The organism is Micromonospora sp. NPDC049107, assembly GCF_040648595.1.
Lineage (GTDB): Bacteria > Actinomycetota > Actinomycetes > Mycobacteriales > Micromonosporaceae > Micromonospora.
Genome location: NZ_JBEZEC010000015.1, coordinates 151,726 through 168,002 on the forward strand (window position 1 = coordinate 151,726; position 16,277 = coordinate 168,002).

At 69.7% G+C, this 16,277-nt stretch carries 18 protein-coding genes; 15 read left to right on the forward strand and 3 right to left on the reverse strand.

What is annotated here, in order from left to right; all coding sequences use genetic code 11:
• Nucleotides 1-7: 7 nt before the first annotated feature.
• From AB0B55_RS30325 to AB0B55_RS30345, 5 genes are all read left to right on the forward strand, one after another.
• Complete coding sequence (locus AB0B55_RS30325) at nt 8-1,444, forward strand: TldD/PmbA family protein (RefSeq protein WP_357126103.1); 1,437 nt, start codon at nt 8-10, stop codon at nt 1,442-1,444.
• A 58-nt stretch (nt 1,445-1,502) separates the two neighbouring features.
• A complete protein-coding gene (locus tag AB0B55_RS30330) occupies nt 1,503-2,900 on the forward strand; it encodes a metallopeptidase TldD-related protein (protein WP_357175423.1) in 1,398 nt (465 codons plus the stop codon).
• A 231-nt stretch (nt 2,901-3,131) separates the two neighbouring features.
• A complete protein-coding gene (locus AB0B55_RS30335; protein ID WP_357126109.1) occupies nt 3,132-3,938 on the forward strand; it encodes a hypothetical protein in 807 nt (268 codons plus the stop codon).
• Between the two features lie 12 nt (nt 3,939-3,950).
• On the forward strand, nt 3,951-5,879 hold the full coding sequence (locus AB0B55_RS30340) for a fumarate reductase/succinate dehydrogenase flavoprotein subunit (protein ID WP_357126112.1): 1,929 nt from the start codon (nt 3,951-3,953) through the stop codon (nt 5,877-5,879).
• Complete coding sequence (locus tag AB0B55_RS30345) at nt 5,876-6,943, forward strand: succinate dehydrogenase/fumarate reductase iron-sulfur subunit (RefSeq protein WP_357126115.1); 1,068 nt, start codon at nt 5,876-5,878, stop codon at nt 6,941-6,943. Before AB0B55_RS30340 ends, AB0B55_RS30345 begins: the two co-directional genes overlap by 4 nt.
• 171 nt (nt 6,944-7,114) lie before the next feature.
• Here the strand turns inward: AB0B55_RS30345 and AB0B55_RS30350 are convergent, their stop codons facing one another.
• On the reverse strand, nt 7,115-7,555 hold the full coding sequence (locus AB0B55_RS30350; protein WP_357126118.1) for a (deoxy)nucleoside triphosphate pyrophosphohydrolase: 441 nt from the start codon (nt 7,553-7,555) through the stop codon (nt 7,115-7,117).
• Between the two features lie 183 nt (nt 7,556-7,738).
• Between AB0B55_RS30350 and AB0B55_RS30355 the strand changes: the two genes are divergently transcribed.
• The 4 genes from AB0B55_RS30355 to AB0B55_RS30370 all read left to right on the forward strand — a co-directional run bounded on the left by AB0B55_RS30355 (nt 7,739) and on the right by AB0B55_RS30370 (nt 10,846).
• The gene (locus AB0B55_RS30355; protein ID WP_357126121.1) at nt 7,739-8,047 is read left to right on the forward strand and encodes a 4a-hydroxytetrahydrobiopterin dehydratase; all 309 of its coding nucleotides are present in this window, start codon (nt 7,739-7,741) and stop codon (nt 8,045-8,047) included.
• Nucleotides 8,048-8,087: 40 nt separating this feature from the next.
• Nucleotides 8,088-8,450 (forward strand): PH domain-containing protein, encoded by a 363-nt coding sequence (locus AB0B55_RS30360; protein WP_355050625.1) that lies wholly within the window; start codon nt 8,088-8,090, stop codon nt 8,448-8,450.
• 218 nt (nt 8,451-8,668) lie between these two features.
• A complete protein-coding gene (locus AB0B55_RS30365) occupies nt 8,669-9,400 on the forward strand; it encodes a class I SAM-dependent methyltransferase (protein ID WP_357126126.1) in 732 nt (243 codons plus the stop codon).
• 138 nt (nt 9,401-9,538) lie between these two features.
• Nucleotides 9,539-10,846 (forward strand): MFS transporter, encoded by a 1,308-nt coding sequence (locus AB0B55_RS30370; RefSeq protein WP_357175426.1) that lies wholly within the window; start codon nt 9,539-9,541, stop codon nt 10,844-10,846.
• 57 nt (nt 10,847-10,903) lie between these two features.
• Here the strand turns inward: AB0B55_RS30370 and AB0B55_RS30375 are convergent, their stop codons facing one another.
• Both AB0B55_RS30375 and AB0B55_RS30380 read right to left on the reverse strand, forming a co-directional pair.
• The gene (locus tag AB0B55_RS30375; RefSeq protein ID WP_357126568.1) at nt 10,904-11,665 is read right to left on the reverse strand and encodes a class I SAM-dependent methyltransferase; all 762 of its coding nucleotides are present in this window, start codon (nt 11,663-11,665) and stop codon (nt 10,904-10,906) included.
• 119 nt (nt 11,666-11,784) lie between these two features.
• Nucleotides 11,785-12,216 carry an ArsI/CadI family heavy metal resistance metalloenzyme gene (locus AB0B55_RS30380; RefSeq protein ID WP_357126132.1) on the reverse strand — a complete coding sequence of 144 codons (432 nt, stop codon included), beginning with the start codon at nt 12,214-12,216 and terminating at the stop codon, nt 11,785-11,787.
• A 165-nt stretch (nt 12,217-12,381) separates the two neighbouring features.
• Here AB0B55_RS30380 and AB0B55_RS30385 point away from each other — a divergent pair, with 165 nt between their 5' ends.
• The 6 genes from AB0B55_RS30385 (at nt 12,382) to AB0B55_RS30410 (ending at nt 16,001) form a co-directional block, all read left to right on the forward strand.
• A complete protein-coding gene (locus tag AB0B55_RS30385; RefSeq protein ID WP_357126571.1) occupies nt 12,382-12,675 on the forward strand; it encodes a metalloregulator ArsR/SmtB family transcription factor in 294 nt (97 codons plus the stop codon).
• The gene (locus AB0B55_RS30390; RefSeq protein WP_357175429.1) at nt 12,672-13,409 is read left to right on the forward strand and encodes an MIP/aquaporin family protein; all 738 of its coding nucleotides are present in this window, start codon (nt 12,672-12,674) and stop codon (nt 13,407-13,409) included. Before AB0B55_RS30385 ends, AB0B55_RS30390 begins: the two co-directional genes overlap by 4 nt.
• Entirely contained in the window at nt 13,406-13,807 is a 402-nt protein-coding gene (locus AB0B55_RS30395; protein ID WP_357175431.1) for an arsenate reductase ArsC, read from the forward strand. The genes AB0B55_RS30390 and AB0B55_RS30395 overlap by 4 nt, the downstream gene beginning before the upstream one ends.
• Nucleotides 13,808-14,330: 523 nt before the next feature.
• A complete protein-coding gene (locus tag AB0B55_RS30400; protein ID WP_357126142.1) occupies nt 14,331-14,618 on the forward strand; it encodes a hypothetical protein in 288 nt (95 codons plus the stop codon).
• Between the two features lie 9 nt (nt 14,619-14,627).
• Complete coding sequence (locus tag AB0B55_RS30405; RefSeq protein ID WP_357126145.1) at nt 14,628-15,722, forward strand: hypothetical protein; 1,095 nt, start codon at nt 14,628-14,630, stop codon at nt 15,720-15,722.
• 6 nt (nt 15,723-15,728) lie between these two features.
• Entirely contained in the window at nt 15,729-16,001 is a 273-nt protein-coding gene (locus AB0B55_RS30410; protein ID WP_357175434.1) for a hypothetical protein, read from the forward strand.
• The last annotated feature ends 276 nt before the right edge of the window (nt 16,002-16,277 follow it).

A 16,277-nucleotide genomic window follows, 5' to 3' on the forward strand; every position in this document is an offset into this window, starting at 1 on the left:
TCGTCGCATGACCGAGTTCGACGCGGCCACCGCCGCCGTCCAGGCCGCTCTCGACGCGGGCGCCCGGTACGCCGACGCGCGGGTGATGCACCGCCGCTACGAGTCGATGACCGCACGCAACGGCGACGTGGAGGAGCTGACCCAGGACGAGAGCATCGGGCTCGGCGTCCGGGCGCTGGTCGGCGCCAGCTGGGGCTTTCACGCCGTACCCGATCTGTCGGACGCCGCCGCCCGCGACGCCGGCCGGCGCGCGACCCGGACCGCGATGGCCAGTGCCCGGGTGCCCGGCCCCGCGGTCGACCTGGTCGCGGTCGAGGCCGTGACGGCGAGCTGGTCCTCGGACTGCCGGATCGACCCGCTCGCGGTTCCGCTGTCCGACAAGGGCGACCTGCTCGTCGGCGCGACCCGCACCATGGCCGAGCACGGCGCGGACCTGGCCGAGGGGCTCTACCAGATCTGGGACACCGCCAAGTGGTTCGTCTCCAGCGAGGGTCACCGCATCGACCAGCGCATCCGCGAGTGCGGTGGCGGTATCTCGGCCACCTCGATCGGCGACGGCGAGACGCAGCGGCGGTCCTGGCCCAGTTACCGGGGGCAGTACGGCACCACCGGCTGGGAGCTGGTCGAATCGCTCGACCTGGCCGCGCACGCCGCGCAGATCGCCGAGGAGTCACGGGCGCTGCTCACCGCGCCACCCTGCCCGGCCGGCGAGACGGATCTGATCCTCGGCAGCGAGCAACTGGCCCTGCAGATCCACGAGTCGGTGGGCCACGCCATCGAACTGGACCGGATCCTCGGCTGGGAGGCCGCTTTCGCCGGCACGTCCTGGCTGGACCTGGCCCAGCTCGGCTCGCTGCGCTACGGCTCCGAGCTGATGAACATCACCATCGACCCGACGATCCCCGGCGCGCTGGGCAGCTTCGGTTTCGACGACGAGGGCTCCCCCGCCGTCAAGCGGGACGCGGTACGCGACGGCCGGTGGGTGGGGGTGCTCGCGGGTCGCGACTCCGCGGCTGTGGCCGGTCTCGGCTACGGCGGCAGCGTACGCGCCGACGGGTGGGCCCGGCTGCCGATGGTGCGAATGACCAACGTGGGCCTGGAACCCGGTCCGCACACCCTGGAGGAGATCATCGCGGCCACCGACGACGGCGTGCTGATGGACCTCAACCGCTCGTGGTCGATCGACGACAAGCGGCTCAACTTCCAGTTCGGTTGCGAGATCGGGTGGGAGATCAAGAACGGTCGGCGGGGGCGGATGCTGCGCAATCCGACGTACACCGGGATCGGCCCGCTGTTCTGGCGTTCGATGGACATGCTCTCCGGCGAGACGGTGCCCTGGGGGACCCCCAACTGCGGCAAGGGCCAGCCGGGCCAGATCGGGCACACCGGCCACCCGGCCGCGCCGGCCCGCTTCCGCAACGTCCGGGTGGGGGTGTCCGCGTGAGCGCGAGGAGTGAGCCGGTCCTGCGAGCCCCGCAGTCGCGAACGAAAGGCGGCCCAGCATGAACGAGTTGGAACTGGCGGGGCAGGTCATCGAGTTGGTCCGGCGGCTCGGTGGCCCGGCCGTGCAGGCCGAGGTGGTGGCGACGCGGGCGGATCTGGCGCTCACCCGCTTCGCCAACTCGGCCATCCACCAGAACGTCTCCGAGTCGACGGTCGGCGTCCGGCTGCGGGTGCACCTCGACGGACGCACCGTCGCCGGCAGCGGGAGCATCGTCACCCCTGACGGGCTGCACGCGCTTGTCGAGCGGACCCTGGCCGCGACCCGCCTGGGTCCGCTCGACCCGGGATGGCCCGGCCTGGTGCCGCCCACGCCCGCGCCGGCCGCGCCGCCCGTCGACGAGGCGACCGCCCACGCCGAGCCGGACCAGCGGGCCGACCGGGTGGCCGCGTTCGTGGCCGCCGCCGGGCCGCTCACCACGGCGGGGTACTGCCGTACCGCGCACCGCTCGTCGGCGTTCGCGAACTCGGCGGGGCACAGCGCGGACGGCCGGTCGGCGGAGGCGGCGATGGACGGCATCGCCCGCCGCGACGGCGCGGACGGCGTCGCGCGGCACAGCGCGGACCGACTGTCTGACCTCGACGGGGCCGAGTTGGGCGCGCAGGCGGCCGCGAAGGCACAGGCGGCAGCGGATCCGGTCGAGTTGCCGCCGGGGCGCTACGAGGTGGTGTTCGAACCGGCCGCCGTGGCGGACCTGTTGCAGAACCTGTCCTGGTACGGCTTCAACGGCAAGCGGTACGCCGAGCGGCAGTCCTTCGCCGAGCCGGGGGCGGCCCAGTTCGACCCGCTGGTGACCCTGGTGGACGATCCGCTCGGCGCGTCCGGCCTGCCGTTCGATGCCGAGGGCACCGGCCGGCGGGCGGTGACCCTGGTCGAGGCGGGCACCACGCGGGCCGTCGCACACGACCGGCGGACCGCCGCCGACGCGGGCGCGGAGTCCACCGGACACGCGATCGCTGGCGGCGCGACCTGGGGCCCGATGGCCCGCAACCTCCGACTCTCGCCCGCGGCGGCCGGCCCGGCCAGCGCGGTGGGCCGGAACACCACGGGCACGGCGGCCGGGGCGGTGGTCGACGCGGACACGGCGGCGCTGGTCGCCGGAGTACGGCGAGGGCTGCTGGTCAGCGACCTCTGGTACACCCGCGTGCTCGACCCGAAGAGCCTGGTCGTCACCGGGTTGACCCGCAACGGGGTGTGGCTGATCGAGGACGGCGCGGTCGTCCGGGCGGTCCGCGACCTGCGGTTCACCGAGTCGTACCCCCGGGCGCTCGGGCCGGGCGCGGTGCTCGGGCTGGGTTCGGCGACGGTGCGCCAACCGGACCGGGTGGACGGTGCCTGGTGGGCGGCGCCCTCGGTGCGGCTGGCGTCCTGGCACTTCACCGGAGGCGCGTCGGGCTGAGGACCGCGACGGCCGGCACACCTCGGCGTTTTACCAGGCCAGACACACGGGACACTCCCTTGCGCGGACGGCCCGCAAAGATCGGCGTAACGTGTGTCACTTAGCTGCGTCGGTCGATCCGGCGTGGTCGTTGGTGTGCGCATGACGTGGCAGCGGGTGCGGGTTCGCCGGTCCGCGTGCCGACCGGAGACAGCAGCCCGCCCGTACGGGCCCGTCGAGGAGACGACTCGAATGACTTCAACGGCAACGAGGCCGCGGGGGGCGCGGGCGCGCGCCGCCATCACGGCGAAGACGTTGCGTACCGACCGATGGTGGTTCGCCCCGCTGATCACGGTGATCGGGCTCGGCGCCTGGGTGGCGTACGCGACGGTCCGGGTGTTCATGCACGACCACTACTGGGTCGACGCCTACCACTACCTGACCCCGTTCTACTCCCCGTGTGTGACCGACCGGTGTGTCGAGCAGGCCTCACACTTCGGCCGGTTCCTGCCCGGCTGGTGGATCATCCCGGACGCCGCGCTGACCCTGCCGTTCCTGCTGCTGTTCCGGCTCACCTGCTACTACTACCGCAAGGCGTACTACCGGTCCTTCTGGCTGTCGCCGCCGGCCTGCGCCGTCCCGGACGGTCACAAGGAGTACGGCGGGGAGACCCGTTTCCCGCTGCTCGGCCAGAACCTGCACCGTTACTTCTTCTACGCCGCCGCGATCATCTCGCTGATCAACACGTGGGACGCCATCCTCGCGTTCCACTCACCCAAGGGCTTCGGCTTCGGGCTGGGCAACCTCGTCCTGCTGCTCAACGTGGTGATGCTCTGGGCGTACACGATCTCCTGCCACTCCTGCCGGCACATCATCGGCGGCCGGCTCAAGCACTTCTCCAAGCACCCGGTGCGCTACCGCGCGTGGACCGTCGTCTCGGCGTTGAACGTCCGGCACATGCAGCTCGCCTGGATCACCCTCGGCACCCTCGCGCTGACCGACTTCTACGTGCTGGCGCTGTCGGCCGGCTGGTTCAACGACCTGCGGTTCATCAACTAAAGGGCCCCTGACATGACCACTACCACTCGTATCGAACGACACCACTACGACGTCGTCGTCATCGGGGCCGGCGGCGCCGGTCTGCGCGCGGCCATCGAGGCCCGCCTCGCCGGCAAGAAGACGGCGATCATCTCGAAGTCGCTGTTCGGCAAGGCGCACACGGTGATGGCCGAGGGCGGCGCCGCCGCCGCGATGGGCAACGTGAACAGCCGTGACAACTGGCAGGTGCACTTCCGCGACACCATGCGCGGCGGCAAGTTCCTCAACAACTTCCGGATGGCCGAGCTGCACGCGAAGGAGTCGCCGCAGCGGATCTGGGAGCTGGAGACGTACGGCGCGCTCTTCGACCGTACGAAGGACGGCAAGATCTCCCAGCGCAACTTCGGTGGGCACGAGTACCCCCGACTGGCGCACGTGGGCGACCGGACCGGCCTGGAGCTGATCCGCACCCTCCAGCAGAAGATCGTCTCGCTGCAACAGGAGGACAAGCGCGAGTTCGGCTCGTACGACGCCCGGATCAGGGTCTTCTCCGAGACGACCATCACCGAGTTGGTGCTCGACGGCGACCGGGTAGCGGGCGCGTTCGGCTACTACCGCGAGTCCGGCGAGTTCATCCTCTTCGAGGCGCCGGCGGTGGTGCTGGCCACCGGCGGTGTCGGACGCTCCTACAAGGTCACCTCGAACTCCTGGGAGTACACCGGGGACGGCCACGCGCTGGCGTTGCGCGCCGGGGCGACGCTGATCAACATGGAGTTCCTCCAGTTCCACCCGACCGGCATGGTCTGGCCGCCCTCGGTGAAGGGCATCCTGGTCACCGAGTCGGTCCGTGGCGACGGTGGTGTCCTCAAGAACTCCGAGGGCAAGCGGTTCATGTTCGACTACGTCCCCGACGTCTTCCGCAAGCAGTACGCGGAGACCGAGGAGGAGGCGGACCGCTGGTACACCGACCCGGACAACAACCGGCGTCCACCGGAGCTGCTGCCCCGCGACGAGGTGGCCCGCGCGATCAACAGCGAGGTCAAGGCCGGTCGGGGCTCCCCCGCCGGCGGGGTCTTCCTGGACATCGCGAGCCGGCGCTCCGCCGACGAGATCCGCCGACGGCTGCCCTCGATGTACCACCAGTTCAAGGAGCTGGCCGACGTCGACATCACGGCCGAACCGATGGAGGTCGGGCCGACCTGCCACTACGTGATGGGCGGCGTCGAGGTGGACCCGGATTCGGGTGCCGCCTTCGGCCACGTACGCGGTCTGTTCGCCGCCGGTGAGGTCTCCGGCGGCATGCACGGCTCCAACCGCCTCGGCGGCAACTCCCTGTCCGACCTGCTGGTGTTCGGCAAGCGGGCGGGCGGGCACGCGGCCAGCTACGCCGACGGGCTGTCCGCCCGGCCGAAGGTGGCCGTGGACGCCGTCGAGGCGGCCGTGGAGACCGCCCTCGCCCCGTTGCAGCGGGACACCGGCGAGAGCCCGTACACCCTTCAGCAGGACCTCCAGGCGGTCATGGGGGATCTGGTCGGCATCATCCGGCGCGAGGGCGAGCTGGCCGACGCGCTGGTGCGACTGGCCGAGCTGCGCGAGCGGGTCGCCAAGGTGAGCGCGGCCGGCGGCCGGCGCTACAACCCGGGGTGGCACCTGGCCCTGGACCTGCGCAACATGCTGGTGGTCTCGGAGTGCACCGCGAAGGCGGCGCTGGAGCGGCAGGAGTCGCGCGGCGGGCACACCCGCGAGGACTATCCGGCGATGGAGCCGAAGTGGCGGCAGGTGAACCTCGTCTGCTCCCTGGACGGCGACACCGTGCAGCTGACCCGTAAGCCGCTGCCGACGATGCGGCCGGAGCTGATCGGCCTCTTCGACCGGGCCGAGCTGGCCAAGTACCTCACCGACGAGGAGCTCACCGACTTCGACGCTCTCGTCGCCGACGCTGGAGAGGCGGACAACCGATGAGCGCGAAGCGTCAGTTCCGGATCTGGCGGGGCGACGAGACCGGCGGCGACCTGCAGGACTACATGGTCGAGGTGAACGAGGGCGAGGTCGTCCTCGACGTCATCCACCGCCTGCAGGCCACCGACGCGCCCGACCTGGCCTGCCGGTGGAACTGCAAGGCCGGCAAGTGCGGCTCCTGCTCCATGGAGATCAACGGCAAGCCGCGACTGGGCTGCATGACCCGGATGTCGACCTTCGGCGACGACGAGACGGTCACGGTCACCCCGCTGCGGACCTTCCCGGTCATCCGGGATCTGGTCACCGACGTCTCGTTCAACTACGAGAAGGCGCGGGAGACCCCGGCGTTCGCCCCGCCGGCGGACGTCGCCCCGGGCGACTACCGGATGCAGCAGGTCGACGTCGAGCGCTCGCAGGAGTTCCGCAAGTGCATCGAGTGCTTCCTGTGCCAGACGGTCTGCCACGTGATCCGTGACCACGAGGAGAACAAGCAGGCGTTCTCCGGTCCGCGGTACTTCATCCGGGCGGCCGAGCTGGACATGCACCCGCTGGACGCCCGGACCGACCGCAAGGAGTACGCACAAGCCGAACAGGGCCTCGGTTTCTGCAACATCACCAAGTGCTGCACCGAGGTCTGCCCCGAGCACATCAAGATCACCGACAACGGGATCATCCCCATGAAGGAACGCGTCGTCGACCGCAGGTACGATCCCCTTGTGTGGCTTGGTAGCAAGATCTTCCGTCGGGGCGAGACGCCCCAGACCAGCGTGACCACCGCCCGTCAGGGCTCGGCGACGTCGTCGGGTGCGACCCGGGGCGGGTTGCACTCGCACGCGGGTGGCTCGCACGACCAGCGGGCCGAGGCGCAGGCGCAGGCCGGCGTCAACTGGGACCGGGAGGTGCCCCACCCGACCGCTCCGGCGGTCGACGACCGGGGCCGGCTGCCGCTGACCGAGCTCACCTTCGACCGGCCCGCCGCGCCGTCGCCCTTCGGCGACGACGTGACCTTCCCGCTGCCTCCGGAGCACCTCAACTTCGCGCACCCGGACCAGGACGACAAGCACTAGCAGGACCACCGGATACGGGGGCTGTCGGCATCGCCGACAGCCCCCGCCCCATTCCCCCACCCTGCCAACCAACCCCGCCCCCGCCCTTGCCCCGGTTGATCATGAAGTTATTGCCCCGACACGCCGGCGGGAAGGGCAATAACCTCATGATCAACGGGGTGGGGCGGGGGGTTAGGGGGTTTTCAGGTGGGGGTGTAGGGCGGCCACGATGGGGGCGTCGGCGGGGAGCCAGGTGACCGAGTCCAGTTCGTCGATGGTCAACCAGCGCAGCGCCTGGTGCTCCAGTGCCTGCGGTTCGTCACCGTGGAGCAGGCGGGCGGCGTACACCTTGAGCACCGACCGGCCGTGGGCCATCCGGACGTTGCGGCCGACCCGGGCGCCGACCTCGACGCGTACGGCCAACTCCTCGGCGCACTCCCGGATCAGCGCGTCGGTCTCGGCCTCACCGGGCTCAACCTTCCCACCAGGGAACTCCCACATGCCGGCCACCTCCGGCGGGGCGGAGCGCGCACAGGCGAGCACCCGTCCGTCCCGGATGATCGCCGCTCCCACGATCACCTTCAGGTCCCGTCGCTGGGCCTGCCCGCCACCATTAGCCCGTTCGGTCTGCACGGGCGTCCAGGGTGCCAGATCAATCGGCGGTTTGGGTACCGACACCGTCCGCTAGGCCAATAGAACACGGAAGTGTGGGCGTGGACACCCCTACCGAGCGACGACAGACTAGAAGGCACCGACAAGACACGGGATGGCGACGATTTGGCCACAAGCCGGCAACGGCGCTTGGGGGGTGCGGTAATGCGCGTGCTGTTCAGCAGCCGAGCCAAACACGACTACCTTTCCGACGCGTTGACCTTGCTATCTGGTTGGACGCGGGACGGTGAGCAGATCCGGCGCACGCTGGTGATCGACGATACCCAACACGCGGCCCTGACTGAACGGGTCAAGGTTGTGGCGGACGCCCTGCATCTACGTCCCGAGATAAGCCGCCGGTCCGACAGCACCCTGATCCGGGTCGGGCACGGCAACGGTGACCCCCTGACCGAGGGTGAGGTCCTGCTGGCCGCCCGTATCGAGGACGCCTACCGGGCGGTCACCGAGTCCTGACGAGCCGGCGCGGTGGCGCCGGTTTCCTAACCTGGATCGCATGGCGAACATCGCGTACGACCGCAAGGAGCAGGTCCAGCAGATCGAAAGTGGGCTGCTCGACGGCGAGCAGATCATCGCCGTCTACGACGCCGTCGGCACCGGCACCGGGTTCATCGGGCTGACCGACCGGCGCGTGATCATCCAGGACCGCTCCTTCGTCGGTAAGCGGTATGCGATCACCAGCATCCCGTACTCGAAGATCACCAGCGTGAGCGTGGTCAGCAACAAGTCCTGGGGTGGGTCGTTCTTCTCCACCGGCGCGATCGCGATCCACGTCGGCACGCACACCTACGAGGTGGAGTTCCGCGGCGCGCAGAAGAGCCACCACGTGCACAACGTGATCCTGCACCACATCTCCTGACGATCCTTCGACCGGGAGCCCGGCGGGCGTAAATGCCTTGCCGGGCTCCCGGCGTCTCTGGTGTCCTCGGTGCACAGCCGCCCGAAGGGAGCAGTGCCATGCCCAACACGACGAAGTCCCCCCGACCGAACGTCATCCGACTTGAGGAAACGAGGCTTCGTGAGCAGAACTGCTCCGCAGAGGACACCCGTCACTGAGCACAACCCCGGAGGCCGCTGATGTCGGTCTTCGACGATCCGGGCCTCTTCGGCCGGCTGTGGGCTGCCGGATACGACAGCCCCGGCAACCCCGACCCGGCGCCCGCCGTGGACTTCCTGGCCGATCTGGCCGACGGCGGTCCGGTCCTGGAACTGGCGATCGGCACCGGCCGGGTCGCACTGCCACTGGCCGAGCGCGGCCTCACCGTGCACGGCATCGAGGCGTCCGACGAGATGCTGGCGCTGATGCGGGCCAAGCCCGGTGGCGACCAGATCCCGACGGTCGTCGGTGACATGGCGGACGTGGGCGTAGAGGGCCCGTTCCGCCTGGCGTACCTGGTCTTCAACACGCTGTTCAACCTGGTGGACGCCGAGCGGCAGGCGGACCTGTTCCGCAACGTCGCCCGGGTGCTGTCGCCGGGCGGGGCGTTCGTCATCGAGACGTTCGTCCCCGACCCGAGCGGTTTCGACGCGGACGAGCAGTTACAGGTCCGCGAGGTGACCGAGGACTCCGTGACGATCCGGGTGCACCGGTACGACCGGCCAGCGCAGCGGTTCATCCGGCAGACCATCACCTTCGACGGCAACGGTGTGCACCTGAAGCCGTTCGCGATGCGATACGCCTGGCCGCACCAGATCGACGAGATGGCCCGGCAGGCGGGCCTTGCGCTCACCGAGCGGTACGCCGACTGGCACCGGCAGCCGTTCACGGCGGAGAGTCCGTCACACATCTCGGTCTACCGGGCGCGGTAGCGGTCGGTCGACTCGGGTCCCCCGTGGACGTCCACGGGGGACCCGAGTCGATCCCGCCGAGCGCCTTGCGCGCTGGGCTGATTCTGCTGGCAGCAGTACCTGCTGGCGGATGGCGTCGATGCCCGGTCGACTGCTCTCATGCCTCGTTTTCCGCGTACCTCGCCGTACTGGCCGGTGGTCAGTCATCCCCTGCTGCGGCGCGTACTACCCGGGTTGGCCGTGTCCGCTCTCGGCGACGGCATGGCGGTGGTCGCGGTACCCTGGCTGGCCAGGCAGCTCGCACCAACCGGTCAGCACGGTCTCTGGATCGCGGTCGCGGTGGCCGCGTACACCCTTCCCAGCGCTGTCGGAACGCTGGCGTTCGGTCGGCTGCTGCGCGGGCGCGGCGGCGCCCGGCTCGCCGGGTGGGACGCGATCCTGCGGGCTGCCGCGCTCGCCGCGATCCCGATCGCGTACCTGACCGGCACGCTGACGATCGGGCTGTACGCCGTCCTGCTCGCCGCCTCCGCCCTCCTGCACTCGTGGGGTTCGGCCGGACGGTTCACCCTGATCGCCGAGTTGCTGCCGCAGCGACACCATCTGCCGGCGAACGCGGTCCTCACCACCATCTCCGGCTTCGCCACCGTCGTCGGCCCACCGCTGGCCGGCATCCTGATCGGCTGGGTGGGGCCGGTGTGGGTCATCGCCGCCGACGCCGCCACGTTCGCGGTGCTGGCGCTCACCTATCGGCTCGCGCTGCCCGCCACCGGAACAATCCGTCGGTACGAGCACAGCGCCCCGCGCACCGCAGGTTTCGCGTTCATCCGCCGTCAGCCCACGCTGCTGGGCCTGCTGGTGCTGAGCGTCGCATTCTTCTTCCTGTTCGGCCCGGTGTACGTCGCGATGCCGTTGCACGTCACCGACGACCTGCGAGGTTCCGCGACGCTGCTCGGCGCGTACTACACCGCTTTCGGCATCGGTGGCCTCCTCGGCGGTGTGGTCGCCGGCCACCTCCGGCACTGGCCGCTGCGCGCGACGATCATCGGGATCGTCATCGGGTTCGGCGTCGCCATGCTGCCACTCGGCGTGGGGGCGCCCGTCGGATTGTCCCTGCCGGCCTTCGCGCTGGCGGGCCTGATCTGGGCGCCGTACATGTCCATGTCGATGGCGCTATACCAGCGCAGCGCGTCGACCGGGCAACTCCCCGCCGTACTTGCCGCGAACAGCGCCGTGCTTGTTCTCGCGGTGCCTCTGGGCACCATGCTCGGCGGCCCGCTGGTCGGCGCCATCGGTCCCCGCCCGACGCTGCTCCTCAGCAGTACGGCGATTCTGGCGCTCGGGCTGGCCGCGGCAGGGTTCGCCATGCTGCGGCAGAGTACGCCGAGTCCCGTCAGAGCGCCCCGCCGGTCCAGCTCGCGGCCCTGGCGCTCACAAAGCGAGCGCGAGGCCGAGACCGACCAGCACTGACACGGCGGCGCCGGATCGAGAAACCCGTGCAGCCCTGACGGAGGCCGTCGGCGACCGTCAGAGTCGGCGGGCGCGAAGGACACCGGTCAGCATCGGCAGGGTGAAGTCGCCCTCGGCGGTCTCGGCCATTCCGCCCAGGAACTCGCGGATCCGGTCGAGCGTGGCCGTCCGCTCCGGTTCCGGCATGACCAGCAACCCGGCCCGGGTGGCGAGCGTCGCGACCAGGGAGTCGGCGCTCCGGCGCTGCCCGTGGGGAAACTCGGCCTGCTCGGGCGTACCGAATCGGTCGGCAGTTCCGTTGCCCGGCCTGAGCAGGCCTGCTGTCGCCGCGCGCCAACTGCTTAAGGTGTCACGCGGGCCGATGGCCGCGCTCCCGCTGACCCGTTCGAGGGCTGCCACCCAGTCCACCCGGTCGTCCATCACGTTCCACAGACCGGCCAGGATGCCGCCGGGCGTCAGGACCCGGGCGATCTCCGGCCCCGCGACGGTCATGTCGAACCAGTGCAGGGCGTTGCCGGCCAGCACCGCGTCGACGGACGCGTCCGGCAGGGGGATCGCCTCCGCGCTACCGGGGAGGGCCCGTACGGTCGGCAACGCCCGGCCCAGCTCGGTGAGCATCGCCGGGTCGGGCTCCACCGCCACGACGTCGACACCGAGCGCGATCAGCGTGGCGGACAGCTTGCCGGTGCCGGCGCCGAGATCGAGGACTCGCGAGCCGGGCGCGACCTCGAGCGCCCACCGCGCCGCGGCCTGCGCGTAGTCCGGGCGATGCCGGGCGTACGCGGACGCCGCCGTACCGAACGACGAGCTGAGCACCATCGATTTCACGTCCTTCGATTGTCGGTGTCCGCATCATCCCTCGGATCCTGGATGTCGGGGTGTCCCGATCGACCGGACACCCCGACATCCAAGACGCCGGAGGCGCAGATCTGCCGTGGTCAGCAGCAGTGTGAGCCGACTCCGCTGGCCACCGGTTCGGTGTCGGTGGCCTTGGTGAGCGTGTCGGCGTCGGCCTTGACGGTGTAGACCTCCCAGCGCTCGGCACCGGGGCCGCGGACCCAGACCTTGTCCTGCAGCGCGTAGCAGCATTCGGTGTCGTTCTCCTCCAGCGTGATCAGGCCGGAGTCGGTGAGGCGCCTGGTGGCGGCGGTGACGTCGTCGGTGCTGAACACCTCGACACCCAGGTGGTCCAGCGCGGTGGGCTGGTCGGCCTCGCCCTCGATGAGGACGAGCTTCAGCGGCGGGTTCTCGACGGCGAAGTTGGCGTAGCCGGGCCGACGCTTGGCCGGGTCGACGCCGAACAGCTTCGAGTAGAACGCGATCGAGCCGTCGAGGTCGGACACGCGCAGAGCGAGCTGAACACGGGACATGGGAATCCTCCTGCTGGGGCGAACTGCTGTCTAGACGGATTTCGAAGCAACCCCACCGTTGCAGCCTGATTCGATGTCTGTCAAGGTAGATGAGTGCCGAAACAGAATTTGCCGGTCGTGGACCTGCAAGCGGTAGCCTGCTGTGCGCCGCTGGCGGCCCGCCCGATGGACGCCGAACAGGCGGCGGTGGTCGCGCCGATGTTCAAGGCCCTCGGTGACCCGGTCCGACTGCGATTGATGTCGATGATCGCGTCGGTGCCGGAGATCTGCGTGTGCGACCTGACCCCGGCGTTCGACCTGTCCGGGCCGACCATCTCCCACCACCTCAAGGTGCTGCGGGAAGCCGGCCTCGTCGACTCCGAACGTCGCGGCACCTGGGTGTGGTACAGGGTGGAGCCCGAGGCGTTCCGTCAGCTCGGCGTACTGCTCGATCTGCCGACCACTCCTGCCACCGCGTGAGCCGCAACCTCACCCGCCGGGCCTCGGCCGAGTTCGCCGGCACCGCACTCCTCGTCGCCGCCGTCGTCGGGTCCGGGATCGCCGCGGCTCGCCTCTCCCCCGGTGACGTCGGGCTCCAACTACTGGAGAACGCGATCGCCACCGCGTTCGCGCTGGGCGCGCTGATCCTCGTGTTCGGGCCGGTGTCCGGCGCGCACCTCAACCCCGTCGTGTCCGCCGTCGACTGGTGGCTCGGCCGCCGCGCCGGCACCGGCCTGACCGTCCCCGACCTCGTCGCCTACACCGCCGCGCAGGTCACCGGCGCGGTCGCCGGATCCGTGCTGGCGAACCTGATGTTCGACCTGCCGGCGGTCACCTGGTCACACACCGAGCGCACCGGCGCGAACCTGTGGCTCGCCGAGATCGTCGCCACCGCCGGCCTGGTCGTCCTGGTCTTCGCCCTCGCCCGCAGCGGCCGGACCGCCACCGCGCCCGCCGCCGTCGGCGCCTACATCGGGGCGGCCTACTGGTTCACCTCGTCCACGTCGTTCGCGAACCCCGCCGTCACCATCGGCCGGGCCTTCACCGACACCTTCGCCGGAATCGCCCCCACCTCGGTGCCCGGCTTCGTGGCCGCCCAGCTCGTCGGCGGCCTGGTCGGCGTCGCCGCGCTCGCCGCCTGGTACCCCCACGCCGGAGACGTCGCTGGCGATGTCCTCGTACCCCACCTCGCCGAGGAGACAGAAGCCCGATGAGCGACAAGCCCAGTGTCCTGTTCGTGTGCGTGCACAACGCCGGCCGCTCACAGATGGCCGCCGGCTGGCTCCGCCACCTCGCCGGGGACACCGTCGAGGTCCGCAGCGCCGGCAGCGAACCCGCCGAGACGATCAACCCGGTCGCCGTCGACGCCATGCGCGAGGTCGGCATCGACATCACCGACCAGACCCCGGTCCGACTCACCTGGGACGCCGCCGAAGCCAGCGACGTCATCGTCACCATGGGCTGCGGCGACGTCTGCCCCGTCTTCCCCGGCAAACGCTACGAAGACTGGAAACTCACCGACCCGGCCGGGCAATCCATCGACGTCGTCCGCGAGGTCCGCGACGACATCAAGGGTCGCGTCGACGCCCTGCTACGAGAGCTACGCCCCTGACGCCGCCACCGCGCAGGGAAGGCCCGACAGCTACATTGTCGCCACCAACACTGCCGATCATGGGGGCGTCTTGGCCAGGAACGACGATGGTGCGGGCCGCGGCAGGAACGCGCTCAGGAACCTGTTCGCCATCGGCGGTCTCAGCGGGATCGCTCTGATCGCCATCGTGGCGCTCATCGTGCTCCTCTGTTGCGCCCCCTGCCTCTGGTACCGGTCCCTGTCGCCAGACCTGCCCTTCAACTGAGGAATCCTCGGATCCGCTTCTCAGGCGGTGTCTTGACCGTCGGCGAGCGCTCGTAGCGGCGTCAGCGCCTCGCGTCCTTCACCGTCGTTGCCCCTCGCCGACCCGCGTATCGGGGCACCTCACGGGCACGCGACTGGTAAGACCGGGGCCACAGGTGCTGCTTACGCAGGGCAGCGAGGGTGTGACCGTCGATGTATCTTCGGCGGCATGGGTGGAGGCCGGAAGCCTGGTAGCCGTAGTAGGCGACGGCAGGTCAGCGAGGATGAGCGCGCTGCGGCGGTGGAGGCTTACAAGGAGTCGGTCGCCCGGTTGCAGCACACCGCCTATCGGAACATGCGGCAGGTGGTCGCCTACGCGACGATCTTTGTCGCGGTCATGGCCACGTGGATGGTGTTCATCGGCCAGCCCACGCCGGCTACTTTCCCGTGGTACGCGATCGCGATCCTCAGCGGCGCATTGGGCCTGTCTAGCTACGTCATCAGTGAACCGCGTCCGCGGCTCTACGTGCTCGCCGCCGCTGTCGTCTTCGCTGTTGTGGGCGTGACCGGCGTCTTCGTTACGGACTAGGCGCTAACTATGACGTTGTCCGTCGAGCCGGAAGCTTTGGTCGGCTTCGCCCGCCAGGTCGATCGTGGTGCCGCCGATGTGTGGGAGGTGCGCAGCTACCTCAACCGCCATGCCGACGTGGCCACGGGAGGCGAGCATCTGAAGATCGCCAAAGCCGCACATGAGCAAGCGGTCGAGGTCATAGACAGCACTCTCAAGCGACTCGCCTGCCTTCTGGAGAACTCCGCCCCCGAGCTGCGGGCTGCCGCTGGCTATTACCGCACAACTGACCTGGCCAACGCCGACCGCCTTGAGCTCACCCTGCCGCCAGCGGGCGACCGGTGCATCACTGCCCTTGAACTGGAATTGGCGAACAACCCCTGCGCTCCCGCAAACTTCGTCGACGTGCGCGACGTGCGCGGCCACCTTGACACGCCGGGCGACCCGGACAAGCCCCCGAACGCGCTGGGTTGGATGGACTACGTCAGCCCGTCGAACTGGCTCAACGAAGTGTTCAACAACATCTTCGGCTTCGACCCCATCGGTAGGCTCCAAAGCCAGGTCTCCGGGGACTGGGAAGCCCTGGCCAAGATGGGCCCGGTTGTCGACAACATCGGGGCCGCCCTGCATGACCTCGCCTACAACGTCCAGTCCGGTACCACGACCCTGCGTCCCTTGTGGCAGGGCGTCGCGGGCGACGGAGCTTTCCGCTACTTCACGACCACTGCCAACGCCACCGCTGACCTCCGCACTCCCCTGTCCGCAATCAGCAAGGCGTACCGGGGCATGGCCGACGCCGTCTGGTCCGCCGGGGAAGCCCTCGGCGGCATTGTCAAAAGTTTCATCGACGGCGCCATCATCATTGGCGTCAGCGCTGCCGCCGGCACCGCCACCGCAGCAAGCGGGGTCGGCGCGATCGTCGGTTACGGCGTCGCGGCCGCAGAAGTCGCCGACATGTTCCGACTCTGGGGCGAAGCAACCAAACTCTCCCAGCAGATCGCCGCCGCCGTCCTCACGTTCCGCGCCATACTCAGCCGCGAACTCAGCGACCTCGACGCCGTCGCCCTCCCCGCGCTCCCCGACGGCGGCCGCTATGACCACCCCCTCGCAGGCGTGAAGGCATAAGACTTCGTGGACAACCTAGACGACATCGGCAGCGGCGGCGAGAAACAAGCCCATGCCCTCCGCCGCATCCTCGACCACCTGGCGCGCAGTGAGAATCCCCTACTCAGCGAGATGGCCACCGCCGTCCAATCCGGTCAACTCACCCTGCGCCAAGCAGCCACGAGCCCGGCCTACAGCGCTGAGCTAACAACACCCTTCCAGACCTTCTGGAACGCCTATCAGAAGATGACCCCGGAAGAGCGTGAAGATCTCGCCTCTAGTTACTTGCCGCCCGAGTGACGCTCCATCTCGATCCGCCTATGGATATCAACCCCGACCCCTTGACCCCCAGGCAACCAACACACCCTTGCCACCTGCCGAACGTGCACATCGCGTTGGCCGAGTGCCGCCAGCTCGACGTGACGCCCGGCGCGGGCGAGCAGGTCCATGTGCCACAGGTGTGCGTTATGGCGCTCGTAGTGGGTCTGTGCATCTAAGGGTGTTTCCGGCCTGACCCATCGGGCGTTGTGCCTGGTGAGGAGGGTGCCGTGATGACCGCGACACTGAACGACCAGA